Origin of the sequence: Vibrio marinisediminis (assembly GCF_014050145.1) — a bacterium.
Lineage (GTDB): Bacteria > Pseudomonadota > Gammaproteobacteria > Enterobacterales > Vibrionaceae > Vibrio > Vibrio marinisediminis.
Genome location: NZ_JACFYF010000001.1, coordinates 440,557 through 460,980 on the forward strand (window position 1 = coordinate 440,557; position 20,424 = coordinate 460,980).

Here is a 20,424-nt window from a genome sequence, read left to right on the forward strand (position 1 = left end):
AGTTCTTCATTTGATGGATTTAATCAATAATGATCAGCTCTGGCTCTGCACGTTCAGAAAGCCATTCAGCACCGTCTTCAGTGATAACAATGTTTTCTTCATGAAGCATTGTCTTGCCTGGTGCGTACGTCATACCTGGCTCTAGAGTCATTACCATGCCTGGTTTTAGTACTGTGTTGTCTGTAGCGGTATTTGATGGACGTTCAGTCAACTCCATACCTAGACCATGACCAACACGACCGATGTCATTACCTAGCGCACCATTGGCTTCTAGTACTTTCCACATCGCGTTGTAGATATCGGTGGTTGTTGCGCCAGGGCGAGCTGCTTCAAACCCTTTAGTGGTTGCTTCGTAAGTTGCGCGGTATGCCGCTTTGGTTTGCTCACTTGCGTAACCAAATGCCCAGTTACGGTCAAAATCAGAGAAGTAGCCATCCCAAACCGCACCCGTATCAATCAGCAGTACATCGCCTGGTTCGATAATGCGGTCAGTTGGTCCCATTAAGATGTCGTCATAAGCATCAGGACCTGAACCTGCAATGATAAACGGACATTCATCAGCACCCGCCTGCAGCATATCAATACCAAATTGCTTACAGATTTGGCGCTCAGTCATGCCAACGCGAGCGTATTCAGGAATGCGTTTGAAACCAACGTTAGTAATGCGACAAATTTCGCGCGTTTTCGCAATTTCAGCTGCTGACTTGATTTGGCGAAGTTCATGCACTGCTAGCGCAATGTCCACAAACTCTTTGTTAACCATGGTCGTCAGTTTTAGGTAGTTATTTACTGGCATACGTAGATGAGACTCAATGCCTAGCGTGACACCGACTCGACCATGACGGCTTGGTAGCGTGTTTAGAGTGTTAGCAACTAGGCTGATACCGTCATCTTCTGGGCGTGGAGCCGGCCAAGTAATGATGGTATCAAGCCAAGTTTGTGCCATACCTTTAGCACCAATTTCAGGGACGATCGCAATTGGTTTGCCTTCTGCTGGTACAACGACAAACCAAGGGCGAGTAGGGCTATGCCAAAATTGGCTATGGAAGCCAGTGAAGTAACGAACGTTAGGTTCGGTGGTGAAAATCATCGCATCAAGCTTCATATCATGCATGATTTTTTGTGCACGGATGGTGCGCTGTTCAAATTCTTGTTGGGTAAAACCACGAGTAGGCGTCATCATTTTATTTACCTTATTGTCAATTATTGGCTGTTTATATTCTTTTTCTATTAGACGAAACCTGACTTTGGTCTAGTTTCGTCTCGGTACTGATTTGTTTATTGGGAGATTTTTTGAATTGCGTGCTCAAGATCTTGTATTAGATCTGCTGGCTTCTCTAAGCCAATATTGAGGCGCACAAGTCGACCTGCGTAATCTTTACCCGGGCGTTCGATATTTGGATAAACCAACGCCAAGCTTGTTACGCCACCCCAGCTCATACCAATCTTGAACATCTCCAACGTATCGATGAATTGTTCAACTTGCTCTGCGGTGTACTCTTCAGTGAATAGGAAAGAAAAAACGCTGCTTGAACCAGTAAAGTCGCGCTTCCACACGTCATGCCCAGGACAAGAAGGGAAAGCTGGATGAAGCACTTGAGCTACAGCTGGATGCTTAGTTAGCCATTCAGCCACTTCCAAAGTAGACGCTTCTAAATGCGCCAAGCGAATGCCAAGAGTCTGAAGACCTCTAAGCGCAAGGTTACAGTCATCAGGAGACACGGCTAAACCAAGTTGTTTGAATGTTTTACCCACTTTTTCAACTAGCGCATCGGTATTTACCGATACGGTGCCAAGTAGGAGATCACTGTGACCGCCAACGTATTTCGTTAGCGCTTGCATGCTGATATCAACGCCGTGAGCGAAGGCATCAAATAACACGCCTGCTGCGTAGGTATTATCCAAAGCAACCATCGCGCCTCTTTCATGCGCGGCTTTACAGATTGCCGGAATGTCTTGAACTTCCATCGTCACAGAGCCTGGGCTTTCTACCCAGATCAACGTGGTGTTGTCACGGATCAGTTCCGAAATACCGGCACCAATCATTGGGTCGTATGCCTCAACTTCGATACCTAGATCTTTCAGTAATCCTTGAGCCATCTCTTTGTTAGGACCGTACGCGTTGTATGGGACGAGTGCGTGACTGCCCGCCTTACACATTGCGAAATAGATAAGCGCGATTGCTGCTTGTCCACCCGGAACCACGAAACAGTGTTTCGCGCCTTCCAATTGTGCAATTCGACCTGACAGTTCCAAAGTCGTTGGCGTACCGTACAGACCATATGCGTAGCCGTTTTTAGCCTGATTCCAATCATCGACAACGTCGGCTTGTTTTTTAAATAGAACCGTTGAGCCGCGGTAAGTTGGTGTGGCTAAAGATTCAAACCCTGGCGCTGCCAAAGTTTGTGGTTGAGCGAGTTTGGTATGCCAATGCATATTGATCTCCGAAGCGAGAGTGAATTGAATATGCTGCAATATTATTTCGTTTTTGCTGAGAATTGCGCTCGTAATAAGCGGTGTTTTTGAGAGATTTTCTCGCTAACGTTTCAGCTGGATCGGTCTCTATCGACTATCGGTAAACCAGTCGATAAAGATCACAGAAATGCATTATTTCCCACGATGGGGAACATCATCGAGCCAGTCTTAAAACAAGCCAATATGATGGCAATTCTGTCATCTTTAATCCGTCGCCTTGTATAGATTTATTCTGGAAAAACTAAGTGGCAAGCCCTATCAGGCTTGAGGGATAGGATGTCGAGCCATTACAAAGTGCCCCATGAAAAAAACGAACATCCAGTAAGAGTTATGGCGACTGTATTGACAAAAAACATAACAATAAATGTCACTGCCTCAACAAGATGCTCAGCACAATTTCAACTTGAGTATCACTGGAAATGAAGATGCTAGCGCGTTGAGCACGGCAGCTTTAGTGACCCATATCTCGTCTTGAGCATTGAGAAATTTTCTCACTTAAAATCCGCATTTTCTTTGTCGAACACAATAAATGTCTCTTCGTTGACTAGTCATTCTTTCTCCGAAAGCAGATGCGTGGCAACCAACTGAATCTTTTTAAATACATCAGACTGTACCGATTGGCACTGACTTTCGCTCCACCGACTGAGGTTGAGAACACCCAGTTTTTCTGCCCATAGTGAACTACCGTACTTTATAGCGTATGCCCTTGCGATACTTGCAGCATCATAACGCATAGCTAATCGCAAATGTTATCAATCACTTAGCTTAATCCATGGTCTTGATGTATGGTTTGACATTTTCTATCTAGTGAGATTAATAACATGAAAAATAAACTACTCGCATCAATCGCAATTCTATTAGGCCTATCTGGATGCGCCTCTGTACCGACAGTTGATACTGCAGAAGCGAATCAAATGAAAAAGTTTGAGTCGCCTGAAAATGGAAATTCCGGTATTTATATTTATCGTACAGACTCTATGTTCGGCGCAGCACTTAAAAAGTTTGTTTATGTGGACAATGAGTGTATTGGTGAAACTGCGCCAGGTGTTTTCTATTACCATGAAGTACAAGGTGGTAAAAAGTATACGGTAAGTACAGAGTCAGAGTTTTCAGAGAACTACATCACTATTGCTACAGAAGAAGGTCGTAACTACTTTATTAACCAATATATAAAGATGGGCGTTTTTGTTGGTGGTGCGGCAATAGTGCAAGTAGATGAAGAAGAAGGTAAAGCAGAAGTAATGAAAGTCGATATGGCTGCAAAGCAAAACTGCGCACCTTTGACAAATACCGAGGCGCTTTAATATCCAAACACAAAAACGCCAACTATTCACACTGGCGTTTTTATTTGCTAAATCAACCAAGGTAATCGTGGCATGCTGTAAGCTTTTAACTCAACCTGCGCATAGTTTGAGCCCCGCCATAACCGTTAAATAAAAACGTTACCTACCCAACGACCTTTGCCATTCATGCTCAAATCCTGCAACTTCTGTATGAACTCGATGCTGATAAACCGACTGTGCCCCTTTTCTTGTTAACGCATTTACCCGATGGCAGATCACACCATTAGAATCACAGTACTCTCCCTAATAGCTGTCGGTTGAGGGGCTATAATCGGGATCTCCCACTTTCAATTAAAAACAGTACCAACGAGCTAAGTTTTTGGTCAGAATTTTTATGCCAACTAAGAGAAAACAACTCATTTGTAGATAGGATGATCTAATACACTACAGTTACTTCGGAAAATGATCTGGCTTAATTTATCAATCAAATGTTATATCTCTCTGATAATTCTAACGTATCAAATATGGACATTTGTCAGTCAGTAAACAAGCCAAAACTGCTATGGTAATGCATTTCAATATCAGCCCAGTCAATGTCAAAATCATCCTTGAAATGTGTAATGACACAGAAGCCCAGTTCAGGTAATTTGAATGGTGTTAACTTCATCCTTGTAGACAGCTGATATTTGAAATTCTCCAATGCAATGTTTGGATCTTTGTTAAGATAATGAAATATTTTTTCTCCTACCTTAAATGAAATCATTTTGTTGATACGTGATTCCTTGGGTTTTTCGTTTGATTGTTGACTAGTAATATCAATGTATAGTTCAATATCACAGGGACATTTCAATTTTATTAGACTAAAACTACGCTTCTCTCTTGCGTTCTTTTTGGTATCCATATGAGCAATCATGGGGTCACCACCGTATCCATTTTTGGAGTACGTATCAAATATAACTATATCACCGTTAGATATTTGAATCTCAAGCCTTGAATCAGAAACCAACTTTGCGGAAAGAACTCGTTGACCTTGCAATTCTGATATTACATTTCGTTTTTTAACCATATGACTTTTCCAAATTGTCTTTTTGAATCAACTGCATTATTAAGAATTGAATCGACCTACTTCACGTAGACCGATTTATAGCATTCCTATAATCTGCCTATACCAACACCCTTGCACCTGGAATATAACCACCTGCTCTGGCGATATTTTTCTTTAACTTTAAGTGGTTATCAATAGAGAGGGCACACCATTTCCTTACATCTTCAATGATAGAAAACAACTCCATAGAATTAATGTTTTCTATTACCACAAGCAAGTCGTTTTCTTTCACATGAACTTCATAATCAAGCTCATTAGTATTATTGATATCATCTTCATACGGAAAATAATCAATACAGTAATCATTTGAAAGTTGTATAGTGAGGTGGTAATTCATATCTTCGCTTAGATATAATTCACAATGTACCGAATGCCAACAATCATGTTTAATGAATTCATTGCTTGGGCAATGTTCATGACTACCAAAACGCTCGATAATGGGTTGATTGATGGGGTTTAATTTGCCATTGTTTTCAATTAGTAATACTTTCTTTCCTGTAAGAATTATTTCTTCAGTATGTATTACAGGGCTAAGGTTGAATGGCTTGGCATTAGAGAGTGCGAATGTTGGACAACGCTGAATAATAAACCAAAGTTGATAGAGCAAATGAAAGCTATTTTTATCATCAACCGAAATCCGATCAATGAGCAAAGACATATCAGGACGTTCTGACCCGTCAATATTTTGTAACCACATTTGATATCTTTGGAATATTTCATTTAACTCATCATGACGAACTAACGTATCGATATCCGATAAAGTTATTGTTTCATTGTAGTTACCCTCCATATCTTCCATAGGAATACAATGGCTTAGTAGGTTGGTCTGATTCTCTTTATTTTGGAAAAAAACAATGAGATTGCGTAAGTAGCGGTTTTCCATCAAATCACAAAATGATGAAAAAAAGTAATCCAAATTATTATAACAAAGGGCTATTTCAAAACGTCCAGGATCACGACGTGGTGCTCCACAGATCTCAATGATAGTTCGCTTTTGAGATGCTGATAACAAGCTTTTTCCCGTTTTCATCTCACTAATTCGTGATTCTTCCAAACCGAGAATATCAGCCATATCTTTCTGCGCCTTGCCTTGATTCTTAAAATAACTTACGGCGTGATTGACCCATAAAATTGTGTCGCGTTTTTTACTCATGATTTCCTCCTTAAGCATTGATTAACAGGCTAAAGAAAAATAACAATAAATTCATTACATATTTTCTGTAATAATTCGTAATTTATTACACAGCAAGACATACCAATATTAGACATTGATTAATATAGATTTATTTTATTCATCTTACTTATAGAGATCTGCAAATTACGTTTCTGGAGTATGTTTTTTACACGAGAAATGGGTTTTTAGGATTGTACGGTAAATGCTTATGGGATTCTTCAACCCCAAATCCAACTGGATTGCTTTAGATTAGAAAACTTCAGGGGATTAACCATGCTTTGCATATTCAGCAAAATATTCTGTATAAAGTGGTTCATAAAACTATGACTGAAAGTAGAAGTTAATGTCCATTACCGTGCATATCGCCACTACAGAAAGCGGTGGCTAATTCCGTTTTTCGATACCAAAAGTTATCCTAAGGCTAGATCTCCCCCAGAGAGCCAAACTCGTTTCTGTCCAGTAGTGAGTTTGAATGGGAGTTCAATGAGTGTGATCACCAAGCGATTCTGTCGGTTTGCTCGTTCCTAAAGGAAAATAACGGATCCATGAACGAAATCTAACCGACGAACGCCTCAAAATACCAAAGCAACCGCCACTCATAACATTTTTACTCTGCATTAACTTCCGTTTTAAAGTAGAGTGCAGAAACTCTGAACCTGCACTACTCTTCGTCCCTTAATAAGTTACTCACTATTGTCCAAAGGAGCTATTGGTGGAAAAAGTACTCGTCAGTTCGTGCTTAGTTGGCAACAAGGTTCGCTATAATGCGAGTTGTTTATCCATACCTAATCTAGATTGGGAGTGGCTCAATTCGCATGTCGAGTTGGTGGTATTTTGTCCCGAAGTCTCAGGTGGCTTACCCACTCCTAGGGCTCCTGCTGAAATTGTTAACGGCAAGGGAATGGAGGTTGTTAACGGTCTCGCTCATGTTATGGGAAATGATGGTATCGATGTGACCAAACAATTTTTGCTTGGGGCACATAAGGCGCTAGAAATTTGCCAGAAACATGGGATCAAATACGCAATTCTGGCTGAAGGAAGCCCATCGTGTGGCAGCACCAAAATTTATGATGGTACTTTTAGTGGCAACAAAATCGACGGTTTCGGTGTAACAACCGCCGTTTTAGCAGACGTTGGCATCAAAGTGTTTAGCCAACACACGGTCGAAATGCTAAGAGCGGAGTTATCGAAACAAGAAAATTGAAGTATATTTCAAGCATGCATCTCAACTGACAGGTGCGACACAAAGAGCAATCCGGCTATACGAATCTATTGCTCTTCTTAAGGTTGCTAGATCAGGAAAATATCGAATCTATAGCAACGCTAACATTAATCTTATCAAGATCATCAAAGAAGCTCAGGCATTGGGCATTCATCTTTCAGATATGGTCAAGATGAAAAGTGATCAAGAAGATTTTGACTGGAACTTAGTCCATGACTTTCTAATTGGAAAATACCTTCTGGTTGAGCAACAGATTAAGCAGCTAGAAGAACAAAAAGTACGCATTGAAAACTGCCGAGCTTCAATAAACAACAAAGGAGCCAATTATGGCTCCCTTATTAATTTCATTTGCATTGATAGTCGTTTCGCAATCAGCGAGCGCGCTATGAACAAAAAAGTAAAATCGCTCAACATAAGGCGTACAATCACCTGCGACCTGAGCCCCCCTTTGCTGACTACTTAAGCATCTCTAAGATGATGGCAACCGAGTTGTCTGCGGTGGACTTTTTCATCTCTTCATAAGTCAGTGCTGCTGAACCATCAGCCTTGTCAGAAATAGTACGGATCACCACGTAAGGGATATCAAACTGATCAGCCACTTGCGCCAGCGCAGCGCCTTCCATCTCTACCGCTTTTGCTTGGAATTCTTTGTATAGATAAGCCACTTTCTCTTTATCAGCGATAAATTGGTCGCCCGACGCAATAATACCGGTGGTAACTTGCTCTTTACCAAGCGCCGTTTGAGCTGCGGTTAGTGCTTGTTTCACCAATGCCTCAGAAGGCAGGAACTCGCGGCTGTCATAGCCATCAAGCAATCCCATTGGGCTACCAAACACGGTGAGATCTACATCATGCTGTACCAAACCGGTTGAGATCACCACATCCATTGGTTCCAGTTCAGGTGCGCTTGCGCCTGCGATACCAGTAAAGATAATCGAATTAACATTAAATTCAGTAGCCAAAAGTGTTGTCGTCAAAGCTGCATTGACTTTGCCCACACCTGATTTAGTGACTACCACTGATTTATTGTTTAGCTGACCGATATGAAAAAGATGTTTGCCGATGGTTTTTTCTTCCACATCGGTGAGTTTTGGCAACAGACCTTCAATCTCAACGTCCATTGCACCAACAATGGCAGTTCGCTCTACTGAAGCGGCAGTGTTAAATGAAATAATAGTGAATAAAAGGGCAAAAAAGCGAAGCATAAAATATTCTCCTGAAAAGATGGGCGGAATCATACTTTACCTGATACGCGATAACAATCGATTGCGCAATCGTTTGCTTGTTGTTTAATCAAAGAAACTAAATGATGAATTATCAACATCATCATTTAAGTATCCATGAAGTCCCGACAAGAAATCTTATTGAAATAATCAGCTAAGTTAACGGCCTTCAGTGCACTATTATTCTTTGCCTAAAACTGCACAATTTGCTCGGTTCAAATACCTTTTGTATCGCGCATTTACTGGCAAAAACAGTGTGCCTAACCAACAAAAATGATACTGTACCGGACAGTTTTATTAGAGGTATAGCTATGCGAGCATCAACACAGGAGAAGCGGACTCGAATTATTGAGGTCGCGACTAAGCTATTTATCGAACAAGGATATAAAGATACATCATTGGATCAAATCGTTGCGATTTGTGGCGGTTCGAAACAAACTTTATATCGCTATTTCTCAAATAAAGAAGGTTTGTTTGTCGAAGTATTAACTCATAATACTAAAACCAGCTTAGAGTCTGTTTTCCAGTTGGCTAAAAAGCACAATACGTCCTTGCAGCAAACTTTAGAGATCTTCGCTTTACAGTATCTAAAAGGCATCTGCTCTAACCCTATGCTTGGGCTATATCGAATTATCTCTGCGGATTTCAATAAGCACGACTCTGTCCCCCAACAATTTTGGCGAAACAGCCCTCAGCGTGTTCACCAATACTTAATTGAATTCCTGAAAAACGAGAGCATCAGTCAGCAACTTCATATTGATGACGCAGATCTTGCCTGTGGGCAACTACTGGCGCTGATTAAAGCAGATTACCAAAATATGGCGTTGATTGGTCTCGCATTACCTAATGACAAGCAGTTAAAGGTACATACACAAAAGGCTGTTAATGCCTTTCTCACCCTATACAAAGATTAATAAGCAAAAAAAGGGAGTATAATGCACTCCCACTCATCGCTAATTTAAATCTTCAGTATATTGCGCATTCACAAAGAGTGCTTAGCTGCTAATTTTTTACCTATCAGAAGAATCGGTGCTAAAACAAAAATAGAAATAATGAACACCAATAACGCATTATTAAGTGCCAGAGTGGTTGCCTGCTCTTTCACTATGCCACTGATTTGACTCATACCCAAAGAGGGGCTTGGCAAACGCCCATGTGTAAGAATGGCGCTGCTCAACAGTTGCTCATACGCTGAAAAAGCATTGCTAGTTCCATCTAATGTTCGCCCAATTTCACCTGATGCTTGAGCACTCTGATTTTGAATCACTCGGGAAAAGAATGCGCCCCCGATCACCCCCCCCATAGTGCGAAATAGATAAAAATTGCATATGCCTTCTAGCCGCTGATCTGCGTTAAAGTACATCAAGACTGAAATAGTCACCGATACATTGAGCAACCCTACCCCAAAACCTCGTAATAGCATTGGCATAGTTAATGATTCAGGTGAGACATTGCTTGGCAACAAGCTAAAGTCATACACCGAGAGCATAATCATCAATACACCAAATGGCACGACAGCATCCGCGAGTGAAGGTTTGAAATAAAACACAGCCACGCTTAACAGCATGCCAACTAACATCGCATAGAATGATGGCAATTGGGCATAACCAGCATTCAGATCATTGTAATGCATAGCCAGTTTGAGGAAATTGCCAAACAGTGCGGTACTTGCCATTACGGCAAAACCTGCTAAAAATGCATTGTACATAAAGACATTGGTTTTCAATTTACTGTGCAATTCTATAGAGGCGGTGATCATTGAACGATTTTTTACCAAAAGAAATATCGCCAATAAAACTAACGCCGATCCAACCACCGTCAATTGCGAATACAACGCAGACTGCCACCAATTGTAGTAACTTCCTCGCATCAATAAGAACACAACAAGGCTTATTGCTATCGCCAAAATAAGGTAGGTGCTAGGTCGAGATTTTTCCTTGGTAAGAATAGCAACTGAAGGCAGCGGAAAAATACGCGCAATCACCAAAGCAGAGAAAAACAGCCATGCTGAAACAACGCAGAAGAATGACCAGTTGAATACCTCTAGGCACTTCGCCATCAGCCATGGATAAGCACCCATTGGAATTAACGTGGAAAATACCAAAGTGGTGGCGATTATAATTGGCAGCCAACGCTGCTCAAAGTGTTGGAGAAGATAAACGTTAATCACCACAAGTAAGGTACTTAATGCCAGCCCGCTGCATAGCCAAGAAAGCGTAAATAGCCAATGTTGAGATACTTGCCAATAGAGCACACTGTTAATACACAGTTGTGCCAACAATGCCGCAATAAGTAACGGATAAGTACCAAGCTTGCGTATCAGCACAGGGGCACACATGTACCCCAATACTTGTGTGATCATAAAGCCAACTTTAACCACTTCGACTTCATCTAGCGATAAGCCCATACTTGCCGCCATATTGTGAGAAAGCTCGCTAAACATCACCGAACTTATCCCATACCCTGCAATGGCAAACAATGCCAATATCAACAACCAAACACGTGTTTTCATCAGCAACAGTCCTTATATCGTCGTCTTGATCGATACTTCAGCCGACAACCCTGGATAGACTCGCTGCTTTAACTCACTTGGAAGATCAAGCTCAATACGCACAGGGACACGCTGCACCACTTTAACAAAATTACCGGTCGCATTTTGCGGTGGTAGCAAGCTAAACTGAGCACCAGTGGCTGGGGTAATTGACGCAACACGACCATGAATAGGCTGATCTGGAAACATATCCAATACTACTTCTACACTCTGACCTTTGGCAACATTACCAAGTTGTGTTTCTTTAAAGTTTGCTTCCAGCCATATATAGTCAGGTACCATCACAATCAATCCCATACCAGGCTGAACAAATTTACCTACCTGAACTTGTCTATCGGCAACGAAACCATCAAAAGGTGCTTTAACCACCGTTCTCTCTAATGCGATGTTCATCAAGCGAAGGTTAGCCTGCGCCTGCTTTCGTTGTGCATCCAGCTGTAGCTTCTCAATCAACAATGTATCGTACTGTTTTTGTTCAGCGCGGAGCGATAGCTTTGCCGTTTCAAGGTTACTTTGAGATTCAATCGAGCGGGTTTTTTGCGCTTCAAACTGATTACGACTCACCGATTGCTTTTCCACTAAACGCGATAAACGTTTGAACTCAGAGTACTGGTGTTTGGCGTTAGCATCAGCGCTGTGGATCTTTTGCTTTGCTTGCTCAATCTTAACCAATTGCATTTCTGTTTTAGTTTGGTTCGCTGTTAGTGCAGTGTTGGCAACGTCTAAAGCCGACTTCGCAATATCTTGGTTAGCCAAAAAGTCTTCACTATCGATCGAAAATAGAGGCTCACCTTTCTTTATCCATTGATTGTCTTCCACAAAAATCTGGCTAACTTGTCCACCAACTTCTGGAGAAATCGCCGTCACGTCAGAGTGAATATAAGCGTTATCGGTGGTCACTGTATTAGGTTCATAGAAGTGCATTATTGCCACAACAGCAGAACCTAAGATCAATGTTAAAGCGATTACCTTCTTCTTCATTTTAGAAACCTTATCAAATCATCTGCCACAAACTGTACTGTACGGTACAGTATTAGTAAAGTAACTTTTGATCAACACCGCTAAATTGATCCAATCAGAATCCATCTATGGATCTTTTGCCGACAAATAAATACTCACCAGATAAATAAATCGTAACGCGCAGAGCGGGCGCTTGAACAGCACACAAGTAAATCACGCGGAACCAACACTCTAAATTTAACATTTGCTCATACCGTCTTTCTTCTACTCTTTAAAGAAAGAAATCATTTGGATGCCATAACAAAGGAAGTAAAAAAGATGAGTAAACCAGTGATAGCAGACAACAAACCGATTAAGGTTAAGCTGACACAAGATCAAGAATATTACTTCTGTACCTGTGGGCGTTCGAGCAATCAACCTTATTGTGATGGCTCTCATTCCACTACAAGTTTCAAACCAAAAAGCTTTATTGCCGAAGAAAGTGGCGATGCCTACCTATGCCGCTGTAAGCACTCAAATAACCTGCCATTTTGTGATGGTAGCCATAAGCAGTTCAGCAATGAACACGTCGGGCAAGAAGGTCCCGGGGTACAGATTCAATCGGCAGAAATAGCCCCTTCTGCGATAGCGACAACAGAAGAACCAACGGTTGAGTTTATTCATCAACTTGCCCGTGAGGGACTTTCAAAACTGGGGCATCATGGGCGAATGACTTCTATGGGAGTGCCTAGACATCTATTACCCCACTGGGATGATATCCAAGTTATGGTGGCTCAAATGGCAACCAAACCTTTGCTGGAAGATGTCGCGGTTACGACGGAATTAGTTATTGGTCCACAAGCGAAGAAACCACTACGGCTTAAGATTCCGTTATTTGTCTCTGACATGAGTTTTGGCTCACTTTCTGAGGAGGCAAAAGTTGCTCTCGCGACCGGCGCCGAACTGGCAGGAACGGGGATTTGTTCCGGTGAGGGTGGCATGCTACCCGAAGAGCAAGCCGCCAATTCTCGTTACTTTTACGAACTCGCCAGTGCTCAGTTTGGCTACGATGAGAACAAGTTAAAGGGTGTACAAGCCTTTCACTTCAAAGGAGGACAAGGTGCAAAAACGGGTACCGGCGGGCACTTACCTGGTGCGAAGAACATTGGCAAAATAGCCGACGTCCGCGGTATTAAAGCTGGAACTGCCGCGATTTCCCCACCGACATTTAAACACTTACATTCAGCAGAAGACTTTAAGCAATTCGCCGATCACGTGCGCAGCATAACAGGCGGCATTCCTATCGGCTTTAAACTGAGTGCTAATCACATTGAACAAGACATTCAGTTCGCTTTAGATGCCAGTGCTGATTACATCATCTTAGACGGTCGTGGCGGTGGTACTGGGGCTGCTCCTGAAATGTTTCGCGACCATATTAGTGTGCCAACCATTCCAGCATTAGCGCGAGCAAGAGCCTATTTAGATAGAGTTGGTGCTAGCGGTCGAGTGACGTTGATCATCACTGGTGGTTTACGAGTCCCAATGGACTTTGTTAAAGCGCTCGCTTTAGGGGCTGATGGCATAGCTATCTCCAATAGTGCAATGCAGTCTATTGGCTGTGTGGCAGCGAGAATGTGTAATACCAACAACTGCCCAGCAGGGATTGCCACCCAAAAAGCCGATTTACGCCAGCGGCTCAATGTGGCAAAAGCTTCAGTCCAGTTGAAGAATTTTTTTGAAGCATCGACCGAGCTAATGCAAGTCATGGCAAGAGCCTGTGGGCATGACCAACTAAACCAATTCAACATTAATGATTTGGCGACATGGCATCAAGAAATGGCGCAGTTGTCGGGGATTAAATATTCTGGTGTTACTTCATTGAGTGATGAATAACCGCGATTTATCAAAAAGTGGGGCTCCTACATTTTTGTCAGTGGTCCCCATTAAAGGTGTGAAATTCGAGAGATAAGATCGACATACTCTTTCAATGGTTAGCTCAGGATGACGTTTACTTCGCCATAGCTTTTGATTTTCTCAAGCCATTGATTAACCGTTTCATCTTCTGGCAGTTCTGCTTCTACGCTGTACTCTTTACCAATTTCCGTTGCTTTGCCTTTACCAAAGTTATGGTATGGCAACACTTCTACTTTTTGAATGTTCGACATTGATTCGCCTAATTTGGCGATGGCAGCAAAGTGCGATTCCGAGAGGTTGTAGCCGGGTATGATTGGGCAACGTAAAATCACTTGTGCGTCGATTTCATTCAGCGTTTGTAAGTTGTCATCCACCAGCTTGCGCGTCATGCCAGTGAGCTGTTTGTGCAGCTTGTCACCCGTCGCTTTGTAATCAAAAAGGAACAGATCAACATAAGGAGCGATAGCTTGGTAATGCTGTTTTTTCGAGGCGCCGTTGGTTTCAATACAGACATGAACACCATTTTGCTGGCACTTTTTCGCCAAAGCTAAACAAAAATCAAATTGCTTCAGTGCTTCGCCACCGGAAAGGGTAACCCCACCACCGGATTTATCGAAATAGACTTTGTCTTTGATGATCTCGGCAAAAACCTCATCAACCGACATCTCCTTACCATAGATTTTGAGCGCATCTTGCATGCACGCATCCACGCAAAGCCCACAAGTTTGGCAGGCATCAAAATTAACAATATGGCGACCATCGGCAGTGAAACTGTGGACATCATTGGGGCACACTTGCTCACAACGACGACAGCCAATGCATTTTTGCGCATTAAAGGCGAGTTGCCTCTTGCTGCTTAAAGACTCTGGGTTATGGCACCAAACACACTTCATTTGGCAGCCTTTCATGAAGACGGCGGTACGCACCCCGGGACCATCATTTACACTGAATTTTTGAATATCAAATACGATACCCGTTGTTGAATCACTGCCGTTAGAGTGGTTGGTTTGCATGGTGCGCCTCGAATCAAAGCAAGAAAAGAGGGTGATCTAAAAACTCACTGATCACCCTAAGGTGGTTATATCTAGGCTGGTATTAATCGTTAAGAGTACGGTTCAAGATCTCTAGCTGGACATCTTTATCTAGGTTGACAAATTTTGCGCTAAATCCGCCTACTCGAACCACTAAGTTCGGGTATTTCTCCGGGTTATGATAAGCATCTTCCAGCTCACCTTTGCCCACCACGCTGACCATGATTTGCGGTCCGCCTTGCTCGAAATAACCGTCCAGCAATGCTTCAACAATCATGCGCTTGCTTTGGTACATATTTTTGCTGAACTTCATGTTCTGAACCGAGCCAGCATGCACTTCAGCTTTCAGTTTCACCAGCGAGTTCAGCATCGCTGTCGGGCCATTTTTGTCTGCGCCACTTTGCGGGTTATTGGCGTTGCTCATGTAAACACCACGGTGGCGACCATCAGCCGAAGCACTGGTTGCACGCCCCCACTCAGTATTCACTTGGTTATTGATAATGACGACAAGGTAACTATCCATACCCACTTTTGCCGCTGAATCTTTAATGCCATTACAGATGTATTCGTGCATCTCTACCGCGATATCATCAACGTATGTATCATCGTTACCAAACTTAGGTGCGTTGATCAGATCGTACTTCATACGATCATACCCATCGAAGTCCACTCGTAGCGCTTCGATCAATTCAACGTAGCTGTATTTTTTGTCTTCAAAGATCACTTTCTTAATCGCAGACAATGAGTCATACGCGTTGGTGTTGCCGTAGGTTTCATTGGTTCCGCCCAGTTTATAGACGCCACCATCAAGTAGTGACTTACTGCGACCAATACAGTCATCAGTAAGAATACTGGTAAATAAGAAGCCCACTTCTTGGTTCATCACTTTATAAGAGAATGACTGCGCTTGTGACGTTAGCTCAATGTAGTGATCCAATAAATCTTTGTAGTTCTGCATCACATCATCAAAGCTGCTCACTTGTTCTGGTTTAAGCAGTGCAGTGCCACCACTCTTATCTTTACCATCCCAGAAATCGGTTCCGCCAGTTAGAGCGATGTTTAAGATTTTAAGAATGTTGATACATGTGTTTGGCGTACCTACGCTCTTACCAGATAACACAAACTCACCACAGCCGAACGGTACATAATGCTCAGCATCAGATTGTGAAATCTGCATTGAGTTCATCACCGCAGGGACGTTAACATCATCATTGTAAAGAATTGGGTAAGTTAGCCCCTCACCAATAGCATCAAGTGCGTCTTGGTAAACACTTTGGTTCATGCCTTTGTAGATACGAAGCGTAAATTGAGGTTCTGTGTCTTTGTTCTCGCGCACCGCTTGAATAGCCAGTTTGCAGTAAACATCCGCAGCCTCTGGGTTACGTCGCCCCATACCACCAACAACAACACGACCATTTACTGTTGTCTTGCGTGCTTCAATTAGACGGTAATGAGAGCGGATATAGTTGATCGCTTGTCGCTCAGTAATTCTACCCGCATCAAGGTCAGCGACCAGCAGATCACCGAGATAATCATCCATGCGTCCAAAGTTAACCACGCCAGAACATAGGCTGTATAACCAAGAGAGTTGAATACCTTCGAGGAAGGTTTTTGGTTTGCTGCTACGAATAGACGTTAGCGCATCAATCAGATCACTCATTTGATGTTTGCGGGTTAGATCTTCAGTTTTATCAAGCTCTTGAACACAAAGCTGAATATGAAAATCAATCACACGTTCAACAATATCAAAACAGCCAAGAAACGCACCGTGCAACGAAATGGCTTTCTCATCAGCTTGCTTTTTAGCGGCGCTTAATTGGTCGTTGATGCGTGCACGCATTCCCTCAATACCGTTATCGATCAGGGTATTGTAATCGAGGTACATGCCACTTAAACGTGCGGTTGCGATCGCTGGGTAGTTCACATCAACAAACTTACCTAAGGTTGTTTCTGTTAACGTTTGGCGAAAATAGATCGAACGCGTATCTCTCTCTTGCCAATACGTCAGCAGTTCATCCACTCGCGGATGATCGGCAGCTGCCAATTCACTTTTAAACGCTTCCAGTTTATCGAAATTGCAGTAGTGTCCAACACCACCTACCGAGGTAACGCTACCAAAACCGATTGGCAGCGCATCTAAACGCCCTACGACACAATCTTCTGCTTCAATCTGTCTAAATAGCACTGGGTACAATTCAGAAAGGCACGCCACTTCTCGCTGATAGAGATCACTCTCATTATGGTGTGCACGCGTGTAAGCCTCCATGATTTGCAATTGAACGTTAGCTGGCTTTTCACATGGGATTTTTTTGTTTACATCAACTTGGCTTGGATTGTTTTCGATTTTGGATGACATGGTAGGGCTCCTCGTATCTTTATGAGATAACCTTAAATCTACACCGTAAATATGTAAATACAAATAATTTTAAATTTTCACGAATGATGATCTCGATCATGCATCAAATTTCTGAGAAACCGCTTTGTTTTTCGACACTCTTTTCTGGTAACATCCATGCTATTAAAGGTTAGTCACCTTAACTTACTGAACAAACATGTGTTAACAGGTAACATTTCGCGTGGCTAAAACCCATCATTTGTAAAGTTGTAATCTATCTCATGAAATACGTTGAAGTTTATCAGGCGATAAAAGCTGACATCGTCAGTGGTCAGTTTCCCGCTTGGTCGCAGCTCGAGGGAGAGCATGCATTATCAAACAAGTTTGGCGTGAGTCGCCCAACTCTAAGAAAAGCGATTGAGAAGCTGAAACAGGAGTCTTTTGTCCATTCAAGACAAGGCTCAGGCATGTTTGTTAATCCTCCGGAGTTCTATCAAGACAACAACCTGACTAGTATTTCAGAGCGGATAAACAAAGACACCGACTTAAAAAATATTGTGTTGGAATTTGCCAGTGTTGACGCGGATGAAAAGCTCGCAGATAAATTCAAAATCGCTGTTGGGGAAAGGCTTCATCACTTCAAAAGAATGCGCATAATAAACGGTGAGCCGGCAATTTTAGAAGAAACATGGATGCCACACAGCCTATTTCCTCTGTTTACTGAGGCGCACTGTGAGCAGTCGGTTTTGACTTACATTGAGCAACAAGCAGGCTACAATATCAGCCACGATGCCAAAACCATTTCAGCCAAATCACTGAATGAGAAAGAAGCATTTCTGCTGCGCGTTGAAGCTAATCACCTCTGCCTCTCTATCCAGCACAACGTGTACTTACTGCACTCGGTACTAGCCCAGTACACCATTGAGACACTGGTTTCCAACAACCTGACAACTGTGTCGATTCGTTAGCGATTTTTTGCGGCTTTACTACCTAGTAACGCCGCATACTCCCCTATACTTCATCTATCACCCCATCAAACTTGACCTTACAAATGCAAGCGTGACATTGCGCACCCTTTGCTCTAGAACATTCGTTATCCAGTTCACAATTTGCCACAAAGCCCGATAAACACAGTCACAATACTGATTTAGATCAATCTTAATCGACAAAACCATCACTAAGATTTACTTAAATTTGTAAATACATAAATCCATACCCTACACACAAGAGATCTACACTATGATGAAAGAGATCCTAAATGCGCAGCTAATCAAGCTTGATTTGGCGGCAACCGACAAAGAATCGGTATTTAATGAGCTATCACAAGTACTTGTTGATGCTGGAAAAATTTCAGATCAACAACAATTTGTAAAAGATGTATGGGCGCGTGAAGAGACAGGCAATACCGGTTTCGAAGATGGTATCGCATTACCACATGCGAAAAGTTCCGCGGTGATCTCACCAGCGATTGCTGTGGGCATTAGCAAACAAGGTATTGAGTACGGTGCAGAAGACGGTGAGCTATCAACAATCTTTTTTATGATTGCCTCTCCAGAGCAGGCTAGCAATTTCCACGTTGAAGTATTAGCGAAACTGTCTTCTAAGATCATCGAACCTGCATTTCTAGCCAGCCTAAAAGCAGCTCAAACTAATGAAGAAGCACTTGCACTGCTGACAGCAGAGGATAAACCTGAGCCAGTTCAAGCGATAGCGAGCAAAGGCTTTATCATCGGCGTAACCGGTTGTCCGGTTGGTGTTGCTCACACTTACCTAGCGGCGGAAGGCATTGAAAATGCGGCAGCGCAGATGGGCTACGAGTGCAAAGTAGAGACCAACGGCTCTGTCGGTGTAAAGAATGCACCGACTGCAGAAGATATTGAACGAGCTGACGCTATCGTAGTGGCTTGTGACAAACAGGTCGACTTAAACCGCTTTAAAGGCAAACGTGTCGTTATCACTGGGGTTAAAAAAGCGATCAAAGACTCCGAGCAACTGATCACTCAAGCGTTAGAAGCGCCTCTTTATCAAGGTGATGGCAAAGCAAGCACAACTCAATCAACAACAAGTCCAGGTGGAACTGGTAAAGACCTCTACAAATACCTAATGAATGGTGTATCGCACATGATCCCATTCGTCGTTGTCGGCGGTATTTTGATTGCCCTTGCTCTCGCCATTGGCGGCGAAGCCACCCCAGGTGGTCTGGCTATTCCTCAAGGCAGCTTATGGAATAAGATCCTTGATGTTGGTGTGGTCGGCTTTACCTTAATGATCCCAATTCTTGCTGGTTACATCGCATACGCGATTGCAGACCGTCCTGGTCTTGCTCCGGGTATGATTGGTGGTTGGATTGCGAACAACGGTTCTTTCTACAATGCTGAAGCGGGCACGGGTTTCATTGGTGCAATCATCGCGGGTCTATTAGTGGGTTACTTTGTTAAGTGGATTGTCAGCTTCAACTACTCGAAGATGATTCAGCCTCTAGTGCCAATTATGATCGCCCCGATTGCAGGCTCTTTGTTTATCGCCGCTGTCTTTATCTTCATCATTGGTGCACCAATCGCTGACATCATGGAAACCATGAACAACGTTTTGGCGAACCTATCCACTGGTAACGTCATTGTAATTGGCATGGTGATCGGTTTGATGCAAGGCTTCGACATGGGTGGTCCATTTGGTAAAGTGGCATTCCTATTCAGCGTCGGCCTAATTGCCGAAGGTCAAACTCAGTTCATGGGCGCTCAAGCGGCAGCAATTCCAGTTGCTCCACTTGGTATGGCACTAGCTGCATTCATTGGTAGCCGCATGAATCTGTTTGAACGTGAAGAAGTAGAAAATGCGAAAGCAGCAACAGCGATGGGTATGGTTGGTATCTCTGAAGGTGCAATTCCATTCGCCGCTCGTGACCCGTTCACCGTTATTCCTGCAAACATGATTGGTTCAGCGGTAGCGTGTGTACTTGGCTTTATGTTCGGTCTTACTTGTAGCGTTGCTCACGGTGGTCCAATCGTTGTGCTATTAGGTGCGTTCAACAAACCTGTACTCGCACTACTTGCAATGGCAATTGGTGTCATTACCACCGCAGCAGTTGCTATTACGCTTAAAAAAGTACGCTACAACAAAGCGAAAAAAGAGCAAGCTGCGCAACTAGCCACTAACTAAGTTCCAAACCAAA

At 42.9% G+C, this 20,424-nt stretch carries 16 protein-coding genes and 2 pseudogenes; 8 read left to right on the forward strand and 10 right to left on the reverse strand.

Annotated elements, in window-relative coordinates:
* Window positions 1-19: 19 nt before the first annotated feature.
* Together H2O73_RS02030 and H2O73_RS02035 are read right to left on the reverse strand one after the other, a co-directional pair.
* Window positions 20-1,183, reverse strand: a complete 1,164-nt coding sequence (locus tag H2O73_RS02030; RefSeq protein WP_182106008.1) for a M24 family metallopeptidase — start codon at window positions 1,181-1,183, stop codon at window positions 20-22.
* A gap of 95 nt (window positions 1,184-1,278) precedes the next feature.
* Window positions 1,279-2,436 (reverse strand): cystathionine beta-lyase, encoded by a 1,158-nt coding sequence (locus H2O73_RS02035; RefSeq protein ID WP_182106010.1) that lies wholly within the window; start codon window positions 2,434-2,436, stop codon window positions 1,279-1,281.
* Between the two features lie 860 nt (window positions 2,437-3,296).
* Between H2O73_RS02035 and H2O73_RS02040 the strand changes: the two genes are divergently transcribed.
* Window positions 3,297-3,779 (forward strand): DUF2846 domain-containing protein, encoded by a 483-nt coding sequence (locus H2O73_RS02040; protein WP_182106012.1) that lies wholly within the window; start codon window positions 3,297-3,299, stop codon window positions 3,777-3,779.
* A gap of 65 nt (window positions 3,780-3,844) precedes the next feature.
* Here the strand turns inward: H2O73_RS02040 and H2O73_RS22075 are convergent.
* The 3 genes and pseudogenes from H2O73_RS22075 to H2O73_RS02050 form a co-directional block, all read right to left on the reverse strand.
* Window positions 3,845-3,994: pseudogene (locus tag H2O73_RS22075) on the reverse strand (IS3-like element ISVpa4 family transposase); the annotation flags it as partial.
* Window positions 3,995-4,293: 299 nt separating this feature from the next.
* Window positions 4,294-4,824: a hypothetical protein gene (locus H2O73_RS02045; RefSeq protein ID WP_182106014.1), complete on the reverse strand. Its 531-nt coding sequence runs from the start codon at window positions 4,822-4,824 to the stop codon at window positions 4,294-4,296.
* Between the two features lie 97 nt (window positions 4,825-4,921).
* The gene (locus H2O73_RS02050; protein WP_182106016.1) at window positions 4,922-6,016 is read right to left on the reverse strand and encodes a hypothetical protein; all 1,095 of its coding nucleotides are present in this window, start codon (window positions 6,014-6,016) and stop codon (window positions 4,922-4,924) included.
* A 733-nt stretch (window positions 6,017-6,749) separates the two neighbouring features.
* Here H2O73_RS02050 and H2O73_RS02055 point away from each other — a divergent pair.
* The 3 genes and pseudogenes from H2O73_RS02055 to H2O73_RS22085 all read left to right on the forward strand — a co-directional run bounded on the left by H2O73_RS02055 (window position 6,750) and on the right by H2O73_RS22085 (window position 7,722).
* The gene (locus H2O73_RS02055) at window positions 6,750-7,241 is read left to right on the forward strand and encodes a 2-thiouracil desulfurase family protein (RefSeq protein WP_182106018.1); all 492 of its coding nucleotides are present in this window, start codon (window positions 6,750-6,752) and stop codon (window positions 7,239-7,241) included.
* Window positions 7,237-7,419: pseudogene (locus H2O73_RS22080) on the forward strand (MerR family transcriptional regulator); the annotation flags it as partial. The gene H2O73_RS02055 and the pseudogene H2O73_RS22080, both read left to right, overlap by 5 nt.
* A gap of 12 nt (window positions 7,420-7,431) precedes the next feature.
* Entirely contained in the window at window positions 7,432-7,722 is a 291-nt protein-coding gene (locus tag H2O73_RS22085) for a hypothetical protein (RefSeq protein ID WP_246335815.1), read from the forward strand.
* On the opposite strand, the gene H2O73_RS02065 is transcribed toward H2O73_RS22085, so the two are convergent.
* Window positions 7,715-8,464 carry a 5'-methylthioadenosine/adenosylhomocysteine nucleosidase gene (locus H2O73_RS02065; protein WP_182106019.1) on the reverse strand — a complete coding sequence of 250 codons (750 nt, stop codon included), beginning with the start codon at window positions 8,462-8,464 and terminating at the stop codon, window positions 7,715-7,717. The genes H2O73_RS22085 and H2O73_RS02065 overlap by 8 nt on opposite strands.
* A gap of 329 nt (window positions 8,465-8,793) precedes the next feature.
* Here H2O73_RS02065 and H2O73_RS02070 point away from each other — a divergent pair, with 329 nt between their 5' ends.
* A complete protein-coding gene (locus H2O73_RS02070) occupies window positions 8,794-9,396 on the forward strand; it encodes a TetR/AcrR family transcriptional regulator (protein ID WP_182106021.1) in 603 nt (200 codons plus the stop codon).
* A 68-nt stretch (window positions 9,397-9,464) separates the two neighbouring features.
* On the opposite strand, the gene H2O73_RS02075 is transcribed toward H2O73_RS02070, so the two are convergent.
* Complete coding sequence (locus H2O73_RS02075) at window positions 9,465-10,994, reverse strand: MFS transporter (RefSeq protein WP_182106023.1); 1,530 nt, start codon at window positions 10,992-10,994, stop codon at window positions 9,465-9,467.
* Between the two features lie 12 nt (window positions 10,995-11,006).
* Window positions 11,007-12,014, reverse strand: a complete 1,008-nt coding sequence (locus tag H2O73_RS02080; protein ID WP_182106025.1) for an HlyD family secretion protein — start codon at window positions 12,012-12,014, stop codon at window positions 11,007-11,009.
* A gap of 297 nt (window positions 12,015-12,311) precedes the next feature.
* On the opposite strand from H2O73_RS02080, the gene H2O73_RS02085 reads away from it, so the two are divergent.
* On the forward strand, window positions 12,312-13,865 hold the full coding sequence (locus H2O73_RS02085; protein ID WP_182106027.1) for a glutamate synthase-related protein: 1,554 nt from the start codon (window positions 12,312-12,314) through the stop codon (window positions 13,863-13,865).
* Window positions 13,866-13,963: 98 nt separating this feature from the next.
* On the opposite strand, the gene H2O73_RS02090 is transcribed toward H2O73_RS02085, so the two are convergent.
* Window positions 13,964-14,899 carry a glycyl-radical enzyme activating protein gene (locus H2O73_RS02090; RefSeq protein WP_182106029.1) on the reverse strand — a complete coding sequence of 312 codons (936 nt, stop codon included), beginning with the start codon at window positions 14,897-14,899 and terminating at the stop codon, window positions 13,964-13,966.
* A gap of 82 nt (window positions 14,900-14,981) precedes the next feature.
* On the reverse strand, window positions 14,982-17,273 hold the full coding sequence (locus H2O73_RS02095) for a pyruvate formate lyase family protein (RefSeq protein WP_182106031.1): 2,292 nt from the start codon (window positions 17,271-17,273) through the stop codon (window positions 14,982-14,984).
* Window positions 17,274-17,533: 260 nt separating this feature from the next.
* On the opposite strand from H2O73_RS02095, the gene H2O73_RS02100 reads away from it, so the two are divergent.
* On the forward strand, window positions 17,534-18,220 hold the full coding sequence (locus H2O73_RS02100; protein ID WP_182106033.1) for a GntR family transcriptional regulator: 687 nt from the start codon (window positions 17,534-17,536) through the stop codon (window positions 18,218-18,220).
* Between the two features lie 271 nt (window positions 18,221-18,491).
* The gene (locus H2O73_RS02105; protein ID WP_182106035.1) at window positions 18,492-20,411 is read left to right on the forward strand and encodes a PTS fructose transporter subunit IIABC; all 1,920 of its coding nucleotides are present in this window, start codon (window positions 18,492-18,494) and stop codon (window positions 20,409-20,411) included.
* The last annotated feature ends 13 nt before the right edge of the window (window positions 20,412-20,424 follow it).